This window comes from Denitrobaculum tricleocarpae (assembly GCF_007004665.1).
Classification (GTDB): domain Bacteria; phylum Pseudomonadota; class Alphaproteobacteria; order Kiloniellales; family Kiloniellaceae; genus Denitrobaculum; species Denitrobaculum tricleocarpae.
Window position 1 is genome coordinate 351,549 of record NZ_ML660053.1, and the last position, 16,633, is coordinate 368,181.

Below are 16,633 nucleotides of genomic sequence, written 5' to 3' on the forward strand. Positions count from 1 at the left end.
CAACCAACCGGCAGCCATCAAACCTTGTCGATGTCCGGAAAGAGGTCCCGAAGGCCTTCGCTCAGTTGTTCCGTGATCTCATTAAGCAGGCGCTTGCCCTTTTTCGCTGTGGCTAGCGTCGGGTCGCCGATAATGCCTGTCTCGCTGAAATCGATATCTTCCGCATCCTTGTCACTTGAGAAGCGGACAGGCTGCGTAAAAGCGCGATTGGCGGTAGGTCGCCGGCCGTAGTCAGGGCGCGTGCGTTCCATGCGAACAGTCTCGGGGGCAATGGCGAGCATCATCGAGGTCATCCGCTCGTCGGCGTGCCCGCCCTGGTCCTGCTCTAAAATGCCGTCGAGGTCGCGACCAAGAAGCCGCAGGTTCGAAAGGCCAACCCGAACAGATGTCTGGTCGAAGAACTGATTGATCACAAGCCGAAGAGGACCTTCCGTCGAATCACCGCTGTTAACGATCGCAATGTGTCTCGCCCCTTGTGCGACCAAGTTCGCCAAGAGCTCGGTCATCATTGCGATAAAGGTATCGGCGGCAATATGCTGACTGCCTGGGTAGCCTTTGAAAACAGGTGCATAGGTCACAGAAACCACCGGCGCCGCGACAATCGGAAGAGTGACTGTGAGGCCGTCCACAAGTTCTTTCACAATCAGGTATTCGGCATTCAGCGGCAGATGATGTCCGTGTTCCTTGGCAACGGCACCAACCGGAATGACCACGACTGCGCCTGCCGCGAAGCGCTCAGCAGCTTCCGGCCAGGTCATTTCTTCAAGAAGTCTACCTGTTGATGGCTTGACCAAGACATGTCCGATTATCTGAATTCGTACCGCAAACAGTGTTGTCACTGTCGGGCGGCGATATTCGAACTAACGTCTATGAATCGTCAAGTGACCTAGGATTGTATTTTTCACTAAAATATCTTGCAATGATTTGGGTTGGCTAAGTGAATTGAAGAAGTAGCGTTAATTTTGTTTTGTGTTAGCGGGAAATTTAAAAAACAATTCTTGCCGGAAGTGTGTTGGATCAGATCGAAGCTTGGTTTTCGGCTTCGGTTTTTTTGCAAAAAAAAGGCCCCCGTCGAACGGAGGCCTCTTCAAGATCTGTGTCTGACCGGGAATCAGCTCTGGTTTGCAGCCAAACCGTTAGAACCGGGGACAGTCTCCGCCTTGTCGGCGTGGCGTGTGAACAGCTTCATGACGAACTTTGCGATAGCTGCGATGTGCGCGGTGAAGGCTTGGCTTCTTAACACGCGGGCGCGGGCGATGTGATACTGGATCGTGTCAGGTGACAGGTCATCATAGCGCGATACCGGCGCCGTAAAATCTTCATGCATTGACATGGTAACCTCCGAATTTATGTCAGAGGCGTTTCTCATCCCGGAGGGCCCGTTCTCGGACCTATTATTATTGCGGTGCAACATATTTAGCAACTCGGCTGATTATTATCAACACCTAAGTATCTAGAAATATGATAATATTCCGTTAATCTTGTGAATTGCTGCCATGCAGGATTGTCATAGCTTCTATGCCGAATTACGGGTCCTCCCCAAGAGAAATATCAACCATGAGGTCATTCGCGAGTTCTTCCAGATCGTTCTGCAGATCGGTAACGTCAACGGTTTCGGGCACGCGGATGACGGCAGTTGCGCGGAAAACCTTGCCGCCCGCCATGGAGGCACTGTCCGTATCTGTTATCAGCTCCTCGATGCTGATTTTCCTGCCGGCAAGAACCCGGGTGAAATCGTGAACGATACCCGGGTGATCGGATCCTGTGAGCTCGAGTACGTGCGTACTGTGATTGCCTGTCGCAGAGACTGTCCCGCTCTGTTCGACGACAATCTGGAGATCCTGGCTGCTGAGAGCCTTCAAAGCGGCGGAGACTGCGCTCAGTTCCTGCTCAGGGGCTTCGATGTGCACGATCCCGGCAAACTTGCCTGCCAGATGGGTCATACGGCTTTCGAGCCAGTTTGCGCCGTTGGCTGTGACGGCGCTGGCCAGGACTTCAACAAAACCAGGTTTGTCGTCTCCTAGAATGGTTAAAACCAATGATGTTGCCATAGCCCAGATCTCCTCTGATTGCTATTCCCCTTCAAGATAGTCTATGCGGCTTATTGACTAGGGGACAGACGTTATGTAGTGCGTTAGAAAATTCGGGAACGCATCCAGGAACGCAGGGCTAATCACCTGCAAGTCAGCTCGTTGTCTGGATCACTGTGAAGCGGCATGCAGCTCCGATTAATGATTGTAAAAAGTTATTGTAGTACTCTGAAATAATATAAATAAGTCATACTCTTAGTATGCTATTTTTGCTCTGTTGAGATCGATTGTGCCGATCTTTCACGGCGCTCCTAGGATATCCTTCTTGGTGGTTGGGAAAGTGTTTTTGTATGCAGTATCAATTGTTTGCCGTGATTTTTCTTGTGCTTCTGGCCGTACTGGGTTTGCTGTCTTACTGCTTCTACAAAGTCCGGCGTATCGACAATAACGTCAGTGAATTGCTGTTTCTGGTCCGAAAAATCCAACAAACAGATCTGATCGATCTTTTTCAGCAACGCCAGAATCTCGACACACTTGAAAGCGAGCTGTCACTGAAACATCACCTGCCGCCAACCCGCGGCTGGGCGGCGTCGCCTGATTTCCTGTTGATCGTGGCGCGTCATGCGCGTGAGCAGAAGCCCGTCACGATCGTGGAATGCAGTTCAGGGGTCTCGACGCTCGTGCTTGCATCCTGCATGCGGGATAACGGTAAAGGACATGTCTACAGCCTGGAACACGATGGGGCTTTCGCCGACATTACGCGCGGAAATCTTGAGCGCGAAGGCCTGAGCGAGTGGGCGACAGTTGTGCACGCGCCTCTGACCAGCCACAGCATCAACGGCCGGCAATTCTCATGGTACGACGACAGCGGTTTGCCTGAGGGCGAGATCGACATGGTGGTCGTTGATGGACCTCCACATCTCGTTGGCGATATGGCTCGCTATCCCGCCGGTGCGCGGCTATTCACACGATTATCGGAGGGTGGAACCGTGTTTGCGGACGATGCGAATCGGATGGAGGAAGAGGCCACGCTTGCGGCCTGGCGCAGGGAGTTCCCGTCCTTTGAGGAGAATTACCGGTACTGCGAAAAGGGCTGTATTTCCCTCGCCAAGCCGGAAAAGGCTTAAGCCTCGGCTTGTCGAAAACCTGCAGTCTACCGGCGCGCCCTGACGCGAATCACCTTAAGCGATCCAAACTGGATTGATCTAGGCATAGAGCAAGGTGCAGATGACGATCGCGGCGGCGACCCCGGTGGCGTCTGCAGCCAGTGCAGCGACCAGCGCATGACGGATCCGGCGGATCTGAACCGCACCAAAGTAGACGGCCAGGACATAAAACGTCGTCTCGGTCGATCCCTGGAAAGTACTGACGAGATAGCCTGTGTAGCTATCCGGACCGATGGCCGGGTTTTCAATGATCGAAGCCAGTATCCCGTAAGCTCCAGAGCCGGACAGGGGGCGAAGCAGGGCCATCGGCAGGGCTTCCGGCGGCAAGCCAAACAACTGCGTGACCTGGCCTAAAGGCTCGATCATCAGTTCCATGGCGCCGCTCGCGCGGAACATGCCGACCGCGACCAGGATTGCGACCAGATACGGGATGATGCGAAGCGCCACCTGGAAACCGTCCTTTGCGCCCTCAACGAAAACCTCATAGATCGCGACGCGGCGCGCCACCCCAAACCCCAGCAGCGCAACCATCAGGCCGGGGATAATCCAGGGCGAGATGGATTGTCCGAACAAAATCGTCACCGGCACGAGGCACAGGATCGTCGCCAGGGCGAGGGCGGAAACCCAAAAGGGATAGGTGCTCTTTTCGGCCCGCTCAGCCATGGCCCTGACATCCTGCGCATATTCCTGCTGAACCCGCTCTTCTCTGCGAGCTTCGGCGGCGGGCTGATCGGCGTTGGCGGAACCGGGGCTCGCAGGCCAGAGGTTCTGGCAGAGCTTGGCGACCAGGATAGCAATCGTCGTTGAGCAGATCGTGGCAAAGAGCGTGGTTGGCAGGATACCCGCGGGGTCTTGTGAACCTGCGGCGGCCCGCAGGGCAATGACACCTGTGGGCAAAAGCGTGACGCTGGAGGTGTTGATCGCGAGAAACAGCGCCATGGCATTGGTTGCCGTACCGGGATTGGGATTGAGTTTATCCAGTTCCTCCATGGCACGGATGCCAAACGGAGTTGCCGCATTCCCGAGGCCAAGGGCGTTGGCCGACAGGTTCATGACGATCGCGCCCATGGCCGGATGGTCAGCAGGTACCTCCGGGAACAGCCGGATCATCAGGGGGCGAAGAGTTTTTGCAATGATTGTCAGGAGGCCGCCGGCTTCGGCAACCTTCATCAAGCCTAGAAACAGCGCCATTGCGCCCACCAGGCCGATGGCCAGGGTAACGGCACCACCGGCGGCATCAATCATGCCGATAGAGAGCACTTCCATGGGGCTGGAGCCACCAGCCCGTGGATCCCAAGTGAATTGGCGGATGCCTGCGACAGTGAAAGCGATAACAACGATCGCGAAGAAGATACCATTCACGGCTGGATGACCACGCCTGAAGTTTTCACGGCACCTTGCTTATCATGCTGGTCCGGATTCGGGCCAGAAGACGGAATACGAGCAGACACTCGGTACTTCATATGTGTGCTTAATAGGCTGTTAAGTCGGAACTGGTATCTCTCAGGCCCTCCGACGTGCGCGATGCTTGTCGCCGTCTTACAATCAGCAAAGCTATGGGAGCCGGCCGGTCCGTTAATATGAATACTGCAGCGAATGAAGGTTTCGACAAAGTCGTCGATGTCATTGAGAGCATCGAGGAAGAATCGCGTATTCTGAGCGAGGAAATTCAGAAGGTCGGCAAGGTTGCTCAGCAGATCGACGCGATCGCAAAGCAGACCAATCTGCTCGCGCTCAACGCCACCATCGAGGCGGCGCGCGCCGGCGAGGCCGGAAAAGGCTTTGCTGTGGTTGCCGGCGAGGTCAAACAGCTCGCCAATCAAACCTCTGCCGCGACGTCTGAAATCAGTGAAACCCTGAAGACCCTGACCGATCAGGCGGAACGCCTGACATCGCGCAGTCATTCCGCACGCGCTGCGCTCGGCGGCGAATCCGCTCAGCCGCAGGCAGGCAATGATCCTGCGCCAAAGATCAGTGCGCCTGTTGCGGCAGCACCGTCACCGCAAGTTGCCCCCACGCCCCAAGCCGCCGCACCTCAAGCTTCCGAGGCATCCGCACAGGGTGGGGTCCTGATGTAGGACCACAGGAGAAGTCTTCGAGAAAAAAGCGGGTCAGATGCGACGTCTGGCCCGCTTTTTTTGTATTGGTTAGAACGGCCGCTTCAGCCTACTGCCTCTTTGCGGTCAAGGCTGCCTGGGCGGCTGCCAGTCGGGCGATCGGCACCCGGTAGGGGGAGCAGGAAACGTAGTCGAGCCCGACTTTCTGACAGAAGTGGATCGATGAGGGATCACCGCCGTGCTCGCCGCAGATCCCCAACTTGATATCCGGCCGCTGCGCCTGGCCGCGCTCCGTAGCGATACTTACGAGTTCACCCACGCCTTCGTCATCGAGCGAGATAAAGGGATCCTGCTCAATGATTCCGCGATGCTCGTAGGTGCCGAGGAAACTGCCCGCATCATCGCGTGACAGGCCGTAGGTGGTCTGGGTCAGGTCGTTGGTGCCGAAGCTGAAGAACTCGGCCTCTTCCGCGATTTCGCTGGCACGCAGAGCGGCACGCGGCAACTCGATCATGGTACCGACGAGATATTTGATCTCGGTCTTTTCAGCATCCATGACTTCCTGTGCGACCCGGTCGACCAGCTCTTTCAGGATCTCGATTTCCCGTTTGACCGCAATCAGCGGGATCATGACTTCCGGCTCGACCGATTTATCCAGTTCCTTTGAAACATGGGCGGCGGCTTCGAAGATCGCCCGAACCTGCATCTCATAGATTTCCGGGTAGGAGATGCCGAGGCGGCACCCGCGATGACCCAGCATGGGGTTGTTTTCGTTCAGCTTGCCGGCCCGGCTTCGCACGATATCGAGCGGCATGTTCGAGGCCTCTGCAAACTCCGCCAGTTCAGCTTCACCATGAGGTAAAAATTCATGGAGAGGCGGGTCCAACAAGCGAATGGTGACTGGTAAGCCGTCCATGATTTCAAAGATCTCGATGAAATCCTGACGCTGCATGGGCAGGATCTTGGCCAGCGCGGCGCGGCGCTCGCGCTCATTGTCCGCCATGATCATCTCGCGGACTGCGACAATCCGTTCGCCCTCGAAGAACATGTGCTCGGTACGGCAAAGCCCGACGCCTTCGGCGCCGAAATCGCGTGCTGTCCGGCAGTCCGTCGGAGTGTCGGCGTTGGCACGCACTTCCATCTGACGGATTGAGTCCGCCCATCCCATGAGGATGCCGAAGTCACCGGAGAGTTCGGGTTGAAGTGTTGGAACCTCGCCTTTCATGACCTCGCCGCTGCCGCCGTCGATGGTGATCAGATCACCTTCGCGGAGTTCATCGGTCCGGGTGCGCAGCACGCCTGTTTTGTAGTCGATGCGAAGCTCACCGGCGCCGGCCACACAGGCGCGGCCCATGCCGCGGGCAACCACGGCAGCATGGCTGGTCATCCCGCCGCGCGTCGTCAGAATGCCCTTGGCGGCATGCATACCGTGAATGTCGTCCGGCGAGGTCTCGATCCGGCAAAGTATGACGGTATCACCGGCGGCGGCCTGCTTCTCGGCGGCATCGGCGCTGAAGACGATTTTTCCGGAGGCGGCTCCGGGAGAAGCCGGCAGACCGCGGGTGAGAACGTGGCGTGGTGCGTCCGGATCCAGTGTCGGATGCAGCAGCTGGTCCAGCGAAGCCGGATCAACCCGGCTGATCGCTTCTTCTTTCGTGATCAGACCCTCGTTCACGAAATCAACGGCGATTTTCAGGGCGGCGGGCGCGGTGCGCTTCCCGGCACGGGTCTGCAGCATATAGAGCGTGCCCCGCTGCACGGTGAATTCAACGTCCTGGATATCACGGTAGTGTTTCTCGAGACGCAGGCGCACGTCGTTGAGCTGCCCGAAGACCTCCGGCATGACCTCTTCCATGGCGGGCAGGTCGGAACCGTTGGCTACCTTGCCCTGAATGGTCAGGTGCTGTGGTGTGCGGATGCCGGCAACGACGTCTTCGCCCTGGGCGTTGACCAGATATTCGCCGTAAAAGATGTTCTCGCCGGTCGAGGGGTCACGGGTGAAGGCGACGCCGGTCGCGCAATCGTCTCCCATGTTGCCGAACACCATCGCCTGTACGTTGACGGCTGTGCCCCAGGAGGCCGGGATGGCGTGGAGCCGCCGGTAGGTGATGGCGCGCTGGTTCATCCAGGAGCCGAAGACAGCCGAAACCGCGGCCCAGAGCTGATCCTTCGGATTCTGCGGGAAGGGCTCACCGGTTTCCTCGACGATCTTCGCTTTGAACCCTTCGATTACCTTGCGCCAATCCTCGGCGTTCAGGTCGGTGTCCATGGAATAACCGCGATCTTCTTTATGCAGTTCAAGGATTTCCTCGAAGTGATGGTGGTCGACTTCCAGAACCACATCCCCGAACATCTGGATGAAACGCCGGTAGCTGTCGTAGGCAAAGCGTTCGTCGCCCGAGGCCGTTGCAAGGCCGCGCACGGTTTCGTCGTTTAGGCCCAGGTTGAGGACGGTATCCATCATGCCGGGCATGGAGGCCCGGGCGCCGGAGCGGACTGAAACCAACAGGGGATCTTTCGCATCGCCAAACTTGACACCGACCTGCGCCTCGATCTTCGCCAGGGCTTCGTCAAGCTGGCCGGAGAGTTCGTCGGGATAACGGCGGTCGTTGTCGTAGTAGGCCGTGCAGACCTCGGTCGTGATGGTAAAACCGGCGGGAACCGGGAGCCCCAGCGACGACATCTCGGCCAGATTGGCGCCCTTGCCACCCAGAAGGTTTTTCATGTCGGCGCTGCCATCTGCGGTACCGGCACCGAAACTATAGACCCACTTAGTCATTGAATTCGATTACCCTTCAATTTTGGAGAAATCAGCGACCTGACCCAAGGTCGCACCAATACGGGAAAGAAGTCTTAATCTGTTGGCTCTGAGGCCGGCGTCATCCGCATTGACCGTGACCTCGTCAAAATAGCTGTCGACCGGCTTGCGCAGCTTGGCGAGCGCAGCCATGGCTGCGGTGAAGTCTTCCTGGCTTAAGGCCGCTGCTGCAGTCGCGGAACCTTGCTCAAGTGCTTCAAAAAGTGCGCGTTCCTCGTCCTGGGCAAACGCCTCCGGCGCGACGGCTCCATCGTAGAGGGTTCCGTCTTTCTTCTCCTCGATGCGCACAATGTTGGCGGCACGCCGGAACGCGATCAAGAGGTTCGCACCGTCCTCGCTGTCGATGAAGGATCCCAGCGCGTCAACCCGTGCCAGCAGGCGCACAAGGTCGTCCTCGCCACCCAGGGCGAAAACCGCCGTGACCAGATCATGGCGCACGCCCTTGTCTTTCAGGACCACCTTCAGGCGGTCGGCGAAGAATGCCATGAGGTCCGGGCCGACTGATGTGGCCTCAAGATGGGGATAGAGTTTCTGCGCCGCGTCGAAGACTTTCGTCAAGGGCAGCCGCAGACCGTTCTCCAGGATCAGGCGCACGACACCAAGCGCAGCGCGGCGCAGGGCGTAGGGGTCCTTGGAGCCGGTTGGTTTTTCATCGATCGCGAAGAAACCGGTCAGGATGTCAATCTTGTCGGCCAGAGCCACGGCCACGGAAACCGGCGCTGAAGGGCAGGCGTCACCGGGACCGAGCGGGGCATAGTGCTCTGCGATAGCCTGAGCAACCTCGGTATGCTCCCCGTCCTGCAGTGCGTAGTAGCGGCCCATGATGCCCTGCAGTTCCGGGAACTCACCTACCATACCGGTGACCAGATCGGCCTTGGCGAGGCGCGCAGCGGAGCGGGCACGGTCCTTATCTGCGCCGGGAATGTAGGCGCTGAGCTCGGCAGCCAGCGCTTCCACCCGGTCCACCTTCTGGTCGAGGGTGCCCAGTTTGGCGTGGAACACGATATCCGATAGCGCGGTCGTGCGGCTGGCGAGAGGGTCTTTCCGGTCCTGGTCCCAGAAGAAGCGGGCATCTGAGAGGCGGGCGCTCAGGACCCTCTGGTTACCCTCGATAATGGTCGCGCCGCCGTCCGAGGCTTCCATGTTGGCGACGAAGACGAAGCGGTTGGCGAGGACATCGCCATTCTGAACCGAGAAGTACTTCTGATGACTGCGCATGGAGGTGGAAAGGACTTCCGGCGGTAGGGACATGAAGTCCTCGTCGATCTGTCCCATCATGACCACCGGCCATTCGATCAGCCCGCTGACTTCGTCCAGTAAGGCATCATCCGCCTTGAGGGATAGTCCCTCTGCAGACGTGATTTTTGCGGCGGCCTCGGCGATGGTCCGGCGGCGTTCCGCCGGATCGAGCATCACTTTGGCTGCGGCCAGCTTGCTTTTGTAGTCGGCGAAACCGGTGACCGTTATGGGCGCGCCGTCGCTCATGAAGCGGTGCCCGAGCGTGCTGTCGCCGAAGGGCAGGCTCATGCCGTTGCCCAGGTCCAGCGTCCCATCGAGCAGTTTGCTGTCGAAGAGGGCAATGATGGAATGCAGAGGCCGAACCCAGCGGAATCCGGTGCGGGCCCAGCGCATGGACTTGGCCCAGGGCAAGGCCTGAACCGATTCGATCAGAATGCCTGGCAGGACAGCGGAGGTCGGCTGACCGGCAATCTCCTTGACCAGAAAGTAGAAATTGCCCTTTGGCGTTTCACGGACCTCGGCTTCGTCAACGGAACTCAGGCCGTTGGCTTTCAGGAAGCCGCCGATGGCCTGTTCCGGCGCGCCGACCTTGGGGCCCTTCTTTTCTTCGGAGACGTCCGGCTGCTTGTCGGGCAGGCCCTCGGCGGCCAGCGCAATGCGTCGCGGCGTTGCGTAAGTCTCCACCGACGATACCGAGAGACCCGCGCTTTTAAGGCGGTCGGTTACCAGACGTTTCAGGTCCGCCGCCGCCTTGGCTTGCATGCGGGCGGGGATTTCCTCGCTGAGGAGCTCGAAAAGCAACTCGGCCATGGCTTTACGCCTTATCCTTCTGGGTGTCGTGCCCCATTTGAGTCTCGTACCAGGCCTCGCAACAGGCTTTCGCAAGCTCTCTGACGCGTCCGATGTAAGCTTGTCGCTCGGTGACCGAAATCACGCCCCGGGCGTCGAGCAGATTGAAAATGTGACTGGCTTTCATGCATTGATCGTAGGCGGGAAGGGGCATGAGGCGGCCGTTCTCACGGCCGAACTCCAGGATGTGCCGGCATTCCTTCTGAGCGTCCGCGAAATGCTGAAAGAGAATGTCGGTGGTTGCGATCTCGAAATTGAAGGTCGAAAACTCTTTTTCCGCCTGTAGGAATACATCGCCGTAGGTCTTGCCGCCCTGGTCCTTGGGAATGCCGTCCCAATCCAGATCATACACATTTTCGACGCCCTGAACGTACATGATCAGCCGCTCCAGCCCATAGGTCAGTTCGACAGGGACCGGGTCGCAGTCGATGCCGCCGACCTGCTGGAAGTAGGTGTACTGGCTGACCTCCATGCCGTCGCACCAGACTTCCCAGCCCAGGCCCCAGGCGCCAAGCGTCGGGCTCTCCCAGTCGTCCTCGACGAAGCGGATATCGTGTAGTTTTGGGTCAATGCCCAGAACATCGAGGGAGCCCAGGTAGAGTTCCTGGCTGTTCGGCGGGCAGGGCTTCATCAGGACTTGAAACTGGTAGTAGTGCTGAAGCCGGTTCGGATTCTCGCCGTAGCGCCCGTCAGTGGGGCGCCGTGATGGCTGGACGTAGGCCGTATTCCAGGTGCCAGGGCCCAGTGCGCGCAGGGTTGTTGCCGGGTGAAAAGTGCCCGCGCCGACTTCAAGGTCGTAGGGTTGCAGGATCACGCAACCTTGGCGTGCCCAGTAATCCTGCAGTTTTAGGATCAGACGTTGAAAACAGGTTTCGGGATTTGCGGGACGAACTGTACCGGCCACGGACTTAAAGCCCCATTTTTGTTGCGCTGCGAAACGGGGCGCACCTTATCCCCGGCAGGCGCGGGAATCAAGCGGCGGGAGGCGGGGGACTGAAGGCTGGAACAGGAGAGCCCAATCCTGCGACTCAGCAACGGAGTTGGGAAGCGAAGTGTGCAGAGACACTGACTGTTCTGAAGATGATCTGCAGACAGCGATTGCAGTGCATAGTTAACCAAATAAAGCTGCTGCTGGGCGAATGGCGGCAACATGCTCTAACTTCGACGCTCGTATCACCTGACACTATCGGCTGAGTGAAAAGATTTGGGACCAAAGTACAAACGTGAGGCACCTTGACTCAATTGCCCGAATCTTTCAGCCTGCAAGGCCTGCTGGTCCGTTTCGGTGAGAAATTGCGCTGAGTTTTTCTTCGCCTATTTCAAGCACTTACAATGGTTACTAATTTTTGGGAGCGCGTCTTGTTGAGATTTTCCAGCACACTATTGGTTTTAACAGCATTAATATCTCCTCATACTGCGCACAGTGCGGACAAAGCATTGGGGGAAAGCAGATATAAGGAAACTTGTATCAACTGCCACGGACCGGCCGGAAAAGGCGCAGCCAGTTTTCCAAAAATTTCCGGCAAAGAGATCTCATATACGACTGCCAAACTAGAAGCCTACAGAAACGGCATAGAACAAGGCTCGAACTCATTCCTCATGATCCCGATGGCCAAGCCATTGACTGATGAGGAAATTGCAAATCTGGCGGCGTATTTGAAAGATGCGCAATACGTTGTTGAATAGCGAGCACGTTGTTGAGTAGGGAGCATATAGTCGAATAGGGAGGAAAAAATGAAAAAGATAACTGGTGGTTTGTTATCGGGAGTCATGGTGTCTGCCATGGTTTTCGGCGTTTCTTCGGCGGCTCAGGCCGACGGTCACGAGGGCGCCATGGACGTGCCCATGATCAAAGCTGAAGTCGTGTTGCAAGGACTGGAGAATCCTTGGGACATGGCTTTCCTGCCGGACGGCACGATGTTCTTCACTGAAAAATGTAAAGGTCTCTCGGTGAGAACCGCTGATGGAACCGTGAACGCATTGTATGGAGTGAAGGGTTCCTCGGGCTTCGCCGATGTCGGCGATGATCTTTTTTGTGAAGCACAAGCAGGTGTGCTTGGCGTGGTCCCGGACAGGCATTTCGCGAAGAACCGCATCCTCTATCTCTACTCATCTTCGATGAAGTATCGCGGCGACGGCTGCAAAACCAACTTTGAGAAATGCGACGGCAACATCGTGATGAGGTTCAAGGTCAGCGATGACCTCAAGAGCGTCTCTGACCGGACGGATATCGTAACTGATATTCAGTATAAACCCTTCAGTTCCGATCAGCCTTTTGGTGATCCGGGCGCTCACAATGGCGGCAGACTCCGTGTCGGACCTGGCGGCTATCTTTGGGTCGCTGGTGGCGACCGTCACAGGGGAGTTTGTCCTCAGGATGGACAGCTCCTGTGCGGTAAGGTTCTGCGGATCGACATGGACGGGAATGCTCACCCGGACAACAATCCTCCCGAAGGCTTTGACAAGCGCATATACACCTATGGCCACAGAAACGTTCAGGGCATAGATTTCCGCCCAAGCGACGGCAAAGCCTTCACGGCTGAACATGGCCCGTGGCATAACGATGAAATCACCGCTCTTGTGAATGGCGGCAATGCCGGCTGGGACCCCGCGCAGAACAGAGGCGGCAGGGGAGAGTGCCCGGACGAATACTGTGGTTACGAGCCAAATCAGAAGGGCGAAATGGATCCCGCACTGCGTGCTGCCTACACCCCGATGAGCGACACGCGCTTCGAAGACTTGATGCCGCCTTCATGGAACAATAACGGGTTCTCTCAAGGAACCGGCTCTGCTGCTTTCCTCAAAGGTGACAACTGGGGCATCTACGAGGGCCGCTTGGCCGTCGGTATCATGGGTATCGGTTTTGGTGGCACACCAGCAGGCTCGAGAATCGACATGATCAGCCTTACGCCTGATGGTTTGGGAATCAATGGCATCACACGAATGCCTCTCGGATTCTCGAAGAGATTCCGGGGCCTGGTCATGGGGCCGGATAACGCGCTGTACGTTTCTGTCGATGCAGGCGAAATCTACAGAGTGACAGCGGAAAGCATGAAGTAATTCTGCTGCCGCTCGGCAATATGAACACCCGTGCCACAGACGTGGCGCGGGTGTTTTTTTTGAGTAAGTTTAGTGCGAAATCTCGGTGGTGAAGACTCAGCTACTACTGATCGCACAGGATTCCGGAAAGGCGCTCCGTTGCTGAGTCCTGTGGTATTTGACGCTTTGGCTTTTCCGTCATGTCAGTGTTCATCGCAGGATTTTTCCAGTGTTTATCCGAGAAAAAAGTATTCTGCAGTATTCTCTCCGTACGCTCAGAGCAGTCGATCTCCAATAGGCTTTGATAACTTGAAGCCCCCATGACGGAGGTTTTGTAGCGGATCCGGCTCCAAACTCTATGTAAGTTTTCGACCCTTTCTACGCGTGAAGTATCAAAAAAGTAGACATCACCATTCAGTTCCTGGGAGTACTTGCGCCACTCGCCCTCTCCATCGCCGGTAGCCGACGCCCCACTCGCCACGATGGCTGTTAGCGCAGAGTAGATCAGAAATACTGTGGCCTTATTTCTGGTCATCAGGAAGAAACTTCGGAAAACTGGCCATGCCCTTCGCCGTCGGGCCGTGACAGGAGCGGCAGACCTTCCTTCTTGTAGAGTTTTTCGCCGCTGGCAAGGTCTTGTGCAGCGGCCTGACTTGCCCTGGGTATTCCTGTGCCCAACATTCCCGCTCCGCGTATTCCTGAAACGGCAACCGTCATCAGAACCCCTGTTTTTATCACACCTTATCCATTTCCGTTGGCGGAACTCAAAGGCGCTTCTGACACAGGCGGAACTGCCCTAAATCAAGAATCCGATAGACGACGCCTAGAATACATTCTTTCCCAGCCCTGCTCATTGATCAAGGCGCAAGCTTAGTGCAAGTAAACACCAATGCCAGAGTGCACGACTGGCCGTGGTTTCTTGTTGTTCTCGAATTGAATTCGCTGACAGTATATAGGAGGATCGGGCTCGGTGTGACATGAACCTGAATTCCAGAGCGCTCCTTATCCCTGAGCGCCGCAGTGACACTTGCTGTCGGGCGGGATATAGGATTTGCAGGCCGGACACTGGACCATGTCCAGCGCGCCGTCCGCCTCTTTCTTGGAGGGCGTTGAGCTGCCGTTCGAACCACCGGCGTTCTGCCGGTTTTGAGCGTCCCGGGACTGCTGCATTCGGCCGATCATCTTAAAGCCATACCAAACGGCGCCTAGAATGGCCGCCAGTACCAAAAGCTTTCCGATCGAGGGAAGTCCGAACATTACCAGTCCTTCAATTACGCCAAATTCTTCCGCGCCGGCTGTGCCGCCTGCCGCGCCGGACTATAATGAAGGCTCCGGCATTTGGCGTCACTTATAATCCGAATCTGGACCAGAGTGCGCGTTCTTCAGCTGCCGAGGCAAGCCCCTGAACCCATTCATGGGGCTCTGCAACGGCACTTATGCCCTCACCGGAGAGGAGCCCGCCCAGACCGCAAGCAGCGCCAAAGCCAAGGCGCTTGCGCCACCAGGGCCGCGCGTCTTCCAGGGGTACGAGCTTGACCTTCTCGCCGAAGCGCTCCTTTAAGGTAGCGCGCATCTCGCCGATACCGTCGATCAGGCCCAACTCAACCGCTTTGTTTCCGGTCCAGAATTCACCGCTGAACAGAACGTCTGGATCTTCTTTCAGGCGGTCCTTGCGCCGGTCCATGACCATGGATTTAAAGGTCTCGTGCAGTTCTTTCAGGATTCCCTCGAGCCGGGCAATGTCCTCCGGATCTTCTTTTTCGAAAGGATCCAGGGTGGACTTTTTATGGCCTGCGGTGCGTACCCGGCGCTCGATCCCCAGACGGTCCAGGACAGCCGGAAAACCGAATCCCGACGAAATGACGCCGATCGAGCCGATAATCGAGGATTCCTGGGCGTAGATATGGTCGGCTGCGCAGGCGAGCCAATAGCCGCCTGATGCCGCGACGTCCTCGCAGAATCCGTATACCGGCAGGGATTTTTCAGCTGCCAGGTCCCGAACCCGCTTGGCAATCAGGTCCGACTGCACCGGCGAGCCGCCGGGAGAATTGATTGCCAGCGCGACGGCCTCGAGATTCTTCATCTTGAAGGCCTGATCCAGGCGTTTTTCCAGCCCGGCCAGGGTCATACCGCCGCGCAGGGGTCCTGCCGCGCCGATGACGCCGTTCAGGCGGATCACCGCAACAACAGGATCGGGATCCTTGAAAGCCTTAATCGGCAGGAAGGAGAGCAGTTTCTTTACAGTCATGAGAGGGAACATAAGGAGCGATCCGGGCGCTGCCAATAGCAAGCTGGCGACAAGAACGGGAATGCGAGGGCTTTGGCCCGTCAGGGGCCAGCGAGGTCCAGGGCCGCCCCGCGCCTGAGAATCGCATCCGCGGCCTCGGTAAATTGCCCGCCATCTCGATGAAGGACGAGGCCCGGTGCCACGATGGCCGGACTGGCAATGGCCTTGCGTGACTGCAGCAAAATCCGCTTTGCCGCTTTGCCGGCCTTAGGCCAAAGCGGAAACACGCGAAAACCGCCGGCCGGACCGCTCAATCCATGAATGAGCGTGTCGATCCGGTCGGCGCGGTGAATGAAGGTGATGCTGCCTTTGCGATGTACCAGGGCGATGGCGGCCTCAATCCAGTCGGTTAATTGCGCATCGCCCTCCTGATTCGCGGCGGTGCGTGCGGGGTTCGGTGAGGGGCGCGCCGCGCCAGAGGCGAGATAGGGCGGGTTGCAGATGACATGATCGAAGGAGTCGGGCGGCAATAGACTGAGAACAGAGAGAACGTCGCCCTGAATTGCCTCGAAGCGCGAAGCCAGGCCGTTGCCTGCGGCATTTTGACGCGATAGTTCGACCAGATCGCTCTGAATCTCAAGGCCGGTCACTTCGATGTCCGGGACCCGCCGGAGAAGGCAGAGAGCTGCGGCGCCGACGCCGCTACCCAGATCCAGGATGCGCTCGCCCGGTTTGGCGGCGACCGCAGCCGCCAGAAACACCGGATCAATGGCGGCACGATACCCGTCTTTCGGCTGCTGGAGGATGATATGGCCACCCAGCAGAGCATCTTCGGTCGTGTCCGCGGTTTCGGCGCAGCCGCCCGGAGGGGGAGCGGCCGTGCTCACCAGGCGCTCTCCTCGCCTGTTTCGCTGAGCAGTTGCACGGCGCTTTCCAGATCGTCGTCGGCCACCATGAGGCGCCGTTGAATGGCGCCGATCGAGCCTTCTATCACAGATGCGTGATTGTCCAGGATCAGACAGTCGATCCCGGAATCAGCCAGGAGGGCCTGGAGCCAGGACAATTTCACCGGGTCGTTGCTTCTAAACAGCTCTTTCATAAGCTTCCCGTCGCGGTTTCATCGGGTTTCGGTCTTATCCTGCTGATCCAAACAGCAGCCCTGACTTTACGCTAACATGATCCTGCCAATCACCTAGGAATTGTTCTGC

General features: G+C 57.5%; 17 protein-coding genes. 4 read left to right on the forward strand and 13 right to left on the reverse strand.

Features of this window, described 5'->3' with window-relative positions:
* Positions 1-17: 17 nt before the first annotated feature.
* The 3 genes from FKG95_RS06495 to FKG95_RS06505 form a co-directional block, all read right to left on the reverse strand.
* Complete coding sequence (locus FKG95_RS06495; RefSeq protein WP_142895516.1) at positions 18-758, reverse strand: creatininase family protein; 741 nt, start codon at positions 756-758, stop codon at positions 18-20.
* 353 nt (positions 759-1,111) lie between these two features.
* Positions 1,112-1,327, reverse strand: a complete 216-nt coding sequence (locus tag FKG95_RS06500; protein ID WP_142895517.1) for an RSP_7527 family protein — start codon at positions 1,325-1,327, stop codon at positions 1,112-1,114.
* Between the two features lie 199 nt (positions 1,328-1,526).
* On the reverse strand, positions 1,527-2,051 hold the full coding sequence (locus FKG95_RS06505) for a glycine cleavage system transcriptional repressor (protein ID WP_142895518.1): 525 nt from the start codon (positions 2,049-2,051) through the stop codon (positions 1,527-1,529).
* Between the two features lie 329 nt (positions 2,052-2,380).
* On the opposite strand from FKG95_RS06505, the gene FKG95_RS06510 reads away from it, so the two are divergent.
* The gene (locus tag FKG95_RS06510; protein WP_218940093.1) at positions 2,381-3,157 is read left to right on the forward strand and encodes an O-methyltransferase; all 777 of its coding nucleotides are present in this window, start codon (positions 2,381-2,383) and stop codon (positions 3,155-3,157) included.
* Between the two features lie 78 nt (positions 3,158-3,235).
* Here the strand turns inward: FKG95_RS06510 and FKG95_RS06515 are convergent, their stop codons facing one another.
* Entirely contained in the window at positions 3,236-4,558 is a 1,323-nt protein-coding gene (locus FKG95_RS06515) for a nucleoside recognition domain-containing protein (protein ID WP_142895519.1), read from the reverse strand.
* A 218-nt stretch (positions 4,559-4,776) separates the two neighbouring features.
* On the opposite strand from FKG95_RS06515, the gene FKG95_RS30380 reads away from it, so the two are divergent.
* On the forward strand, positions 4,777-5,274 hold the full coding sequence (locus FKG95_RS30380) for a methyl-accepting chemotaxis protein (protein WP_142895520.1): 498 nt from the start codon (positions 4,777-4,779) through the stop codon (positions 5,272-5,274).
* A gap of 88 nt (positions 5,275-5,362) precedes the next feature.
* On the opposite strand, the gene ppdK is transcribed toward FKG95_RS30380, so the two are convergent.
* The 3 genes from ppdK to FKG95_RS06535 are packed head-to-tail and all read right to left on the reverse strand — an operon-like array spanning position 5,363 to position 11,063.
* On the reverse strand, positions 5,363-8,032 hold the full coding sequence (gene ppdK, locus FKG95_RS06525) for a pyruvate, phosphate dikinase (RefSeq protein WP_142895521.1): 2,670 nt from the start codon (positions 8,030-8,032) through the stop codon (positions 5,363-5,365).
* A 9-nt stretch (positions 8,033-8,041) separates the two neighbouring features.
* Positions 8,042-10,120 carry a glycine--tRNA ligase subunit beta gene (gene glyS / locus FKG95_RS06530; protein WP_142895522.1) on the reverse strand — a complete coding sequence of 693 codons (2,079 nt, stop codon included), beginning with the start codon at positions 10,118-10,120 and terminating at the stop codon, positions 8,042-8,044.
* A gap of 4 nt (positions 10,121-10,124) precedes the next feature.
* Positions 10,125-11,063 carry a glycine--tRNA ligase subunit alpha gene (locus FKG95_RS06535; RefSeq protein ID WP_142895523.1) on the reverse strand — a complete coding sequence of 313 codons (939 nt, stop codon included), beginning with the start codon at positions 11,061-11,063 and terminating at the stop codon, positions 10,125-10,127.
* A 455-nt stretch (positions 11,064-11,518) separates the two neighbouring features.
* On the opposite strand from FKG95_RS06535, the gene FKG95_RS06540 reads away from it, so the two are divergent.
* Complete coding sequence (locus tag FKG95_RS06540) at positions 11,519-11,845, forward strand: c-type cytochrome (RefSeq protein WP_218940094.1); 327 nt, start codon at positions 11,519-11,521, stop codon at positions 11,843-11,845.
* A 48-nt stretch (positions 11,846-11,893) separates the two neighbouring features.
* Positions 11,894-13,219: a PQQ-dependent sugar dehydrogenase gene (locus tag FKG95_RS06545; RefSeq protein WP_218940095.1), complete on the forward strand. Its 1,326-nt coding sequence runs from the start codon at positions 11,894-11,896 to the stop codon at positions 13,217-13,219.
* 103 nt (positions 13,220-13,322) lie between these two features.
* Here the strand turns inward: FKG95_RS06545 and FKG95_RS06550 are convergent, their stop codons facing one another.
* From FKG95_RS06550 to FKG95_RS06570, 6 genes are all read right to left on the reverse strand, one after another.
* Positions 13,323-13,733, reverse strand: a complete 411-nt coding sequence (locus FKG95_RS06550) for a surface-adhesin E family protein (protein WP_142895525.1) — start codon at positions 13,731-13,733, stop codon at positions 13,323-13,325.
* Positions 13,733-13,879 carry a hypothetical protein gene (locus FKG95_RS29550; RefSeq protein ID WP_179953954.1) on the reverse strand — a complete coding sequence of 49 codons (147 nt, stop codon included), beginning with the start codon at positions 13,877-13,879 and terminating at the stop codon, positions 13,733-13,735. The genes FKG95_RS06550 and FKG95_RS29550 overlap by 1 nt, the downstream gene beginning before the upstream one ends.
* Before the next feature lie 321 nt (positions 13,880-14,200).
* Positions 14,201-14,455: a hypothetical protein gene (locus FKG95_RS06555; protein ID WP_142895526.1), complete on the reverse strand. Its 255-nt coding sequence runs from the start codon at positions 14,453-14,455 to the stop codon at positions 14,201-14,203.
* A 91-nt stretch (positions 14,456-14,546) separates the two neighbouring features.
* Positions 14,547-15,446, reverse strand: coding sequence for a S49 family peptidase (locus tag FKG95_RS06560; protein WP_142895527.1), 900 nt, complete (start codon positions 15,444-15,446; stop codon positions 14,547-14,549).
* Positions 15,447-15,526: 80 nt separating this feature from the next.
* A complete protein-coding gene (locus FKG95_RS06565) occupies positions 15,527-16,312 on the reverse strand; it encodes a tRNA1(Val) (adenine(37)-N6)-methyltransferase (protein ID WP_142895528.1) in 786 nt (261 codons plus the stop codon).
* Positions 16,309-16,524 (reverse strand): putative signal transducing protein, encoded by a 216-nt coding sequence (locus FKG95_RS06570; RefSeq protein ID WP_142895529.1) that lies wholly within the window; start codon positions 16,522-16,524, stop codon positions 16,309-16,311. The genes FKG95_RS06565 and FKG95_RS06570 overlap by 4 nt, the downstream gene beginning before the upstream one ends.
* Positions 16,525-16,633: the final 109 nt, after the last annotated feature.

Bases quoted from the DNA above. Each gene is read 5' to 3' on its own strand.
- ppdK (WP_142895521.1), bottom strand. From the start codon at position 8,032: ATGACTAAGTGGGTCTATAGTTTCGGTGCCGGTACCGCAGATGGCAGC.
- FKG95_RS06555 (WP_142895526.1), bottom strand. From the start codon at position 14,455: ATGTTCGGACTTCCCTCGATCGGAAAGCTTTTGGTACTGGCGGCCATT.
- FKG95_RS06550 (WP_142895525.1), bottom strand. From the start codon at position 13,733: ATGACCAGAAATAAGGCCACAGTATTTCTGATCTACTCTGCGCTAACA.
- FKG95_RS29550 (WP_179953954.1), bottom strand. From the start codon at position 13,879: ATGTTGGGCACAGGAATACCCAGGGCAAGTCAGGCCGCTGCACAAGAC.
- FKG95_RS06500 (WP_142895517.1), bottom strand. From the start codon at position 1,327: ATGCATGAAGATTTTACGGCGCCGGTATCGCGCTATGATGACCTGTCA.
- FKG95_RS30380 (WP_142895520.1), top strand. From the start codon at position 4,777: ATGAATACTGCAGCGAATGAAGGTTTCGACAAAGTCGTCGATGTCATT.
- FKG95_RS06505 (WP_142895518.1), bottom strand. From the start codon at position 2,051: ATGGCAACATCATTGGTTTTAACCATTCTAGGAGACGACAAACCTGGT.
- FKG95_RS06560 (WP_142895527.1), bottom strand. From the start codon at position 15,446: ATGACTGTAAAGAAACTGCTCTCCTTCCTGCCGATTAAGGCTTTCAAG.
- glyS (WP_142895522.1), bottom strand. From the start codon at position 10,120: ATGGCCGAGTTGCTTTTCGAGCTCCTCAGCGAGGAAATCCCCGCCCGC.
- FKG95_RS06495 (WP_142895516.1), bottom strand. From the start codon at position 758: ATGACCTGGCCGGAAGCTGCTGAGCGCTTCGCGGCAGGCGCAGTCGTG.
- FKG95_RS06545 (WP_218940095.1), top strand. From the start codon at position 11,894: ATGAAAAAGATAACTGGTGGTTTGTTATCGGGAGTCATGGTGTCTGCC.
- FKG95_RS06570 (WP_142895529.1), bottom strand. From the start codon at position 16,524: ATGAAAGAGCTGTTTAGAAGCAACGACCCGGTGAAATTGTCCTGGCTC.
- FKG95_RS06510 (WP_218940093.1), top strand. From the start codon at position 2,381: ATGCAGTATCAATTGTTTGCCGTGATTTTTCTTGTGCTTCTGGCCGTA.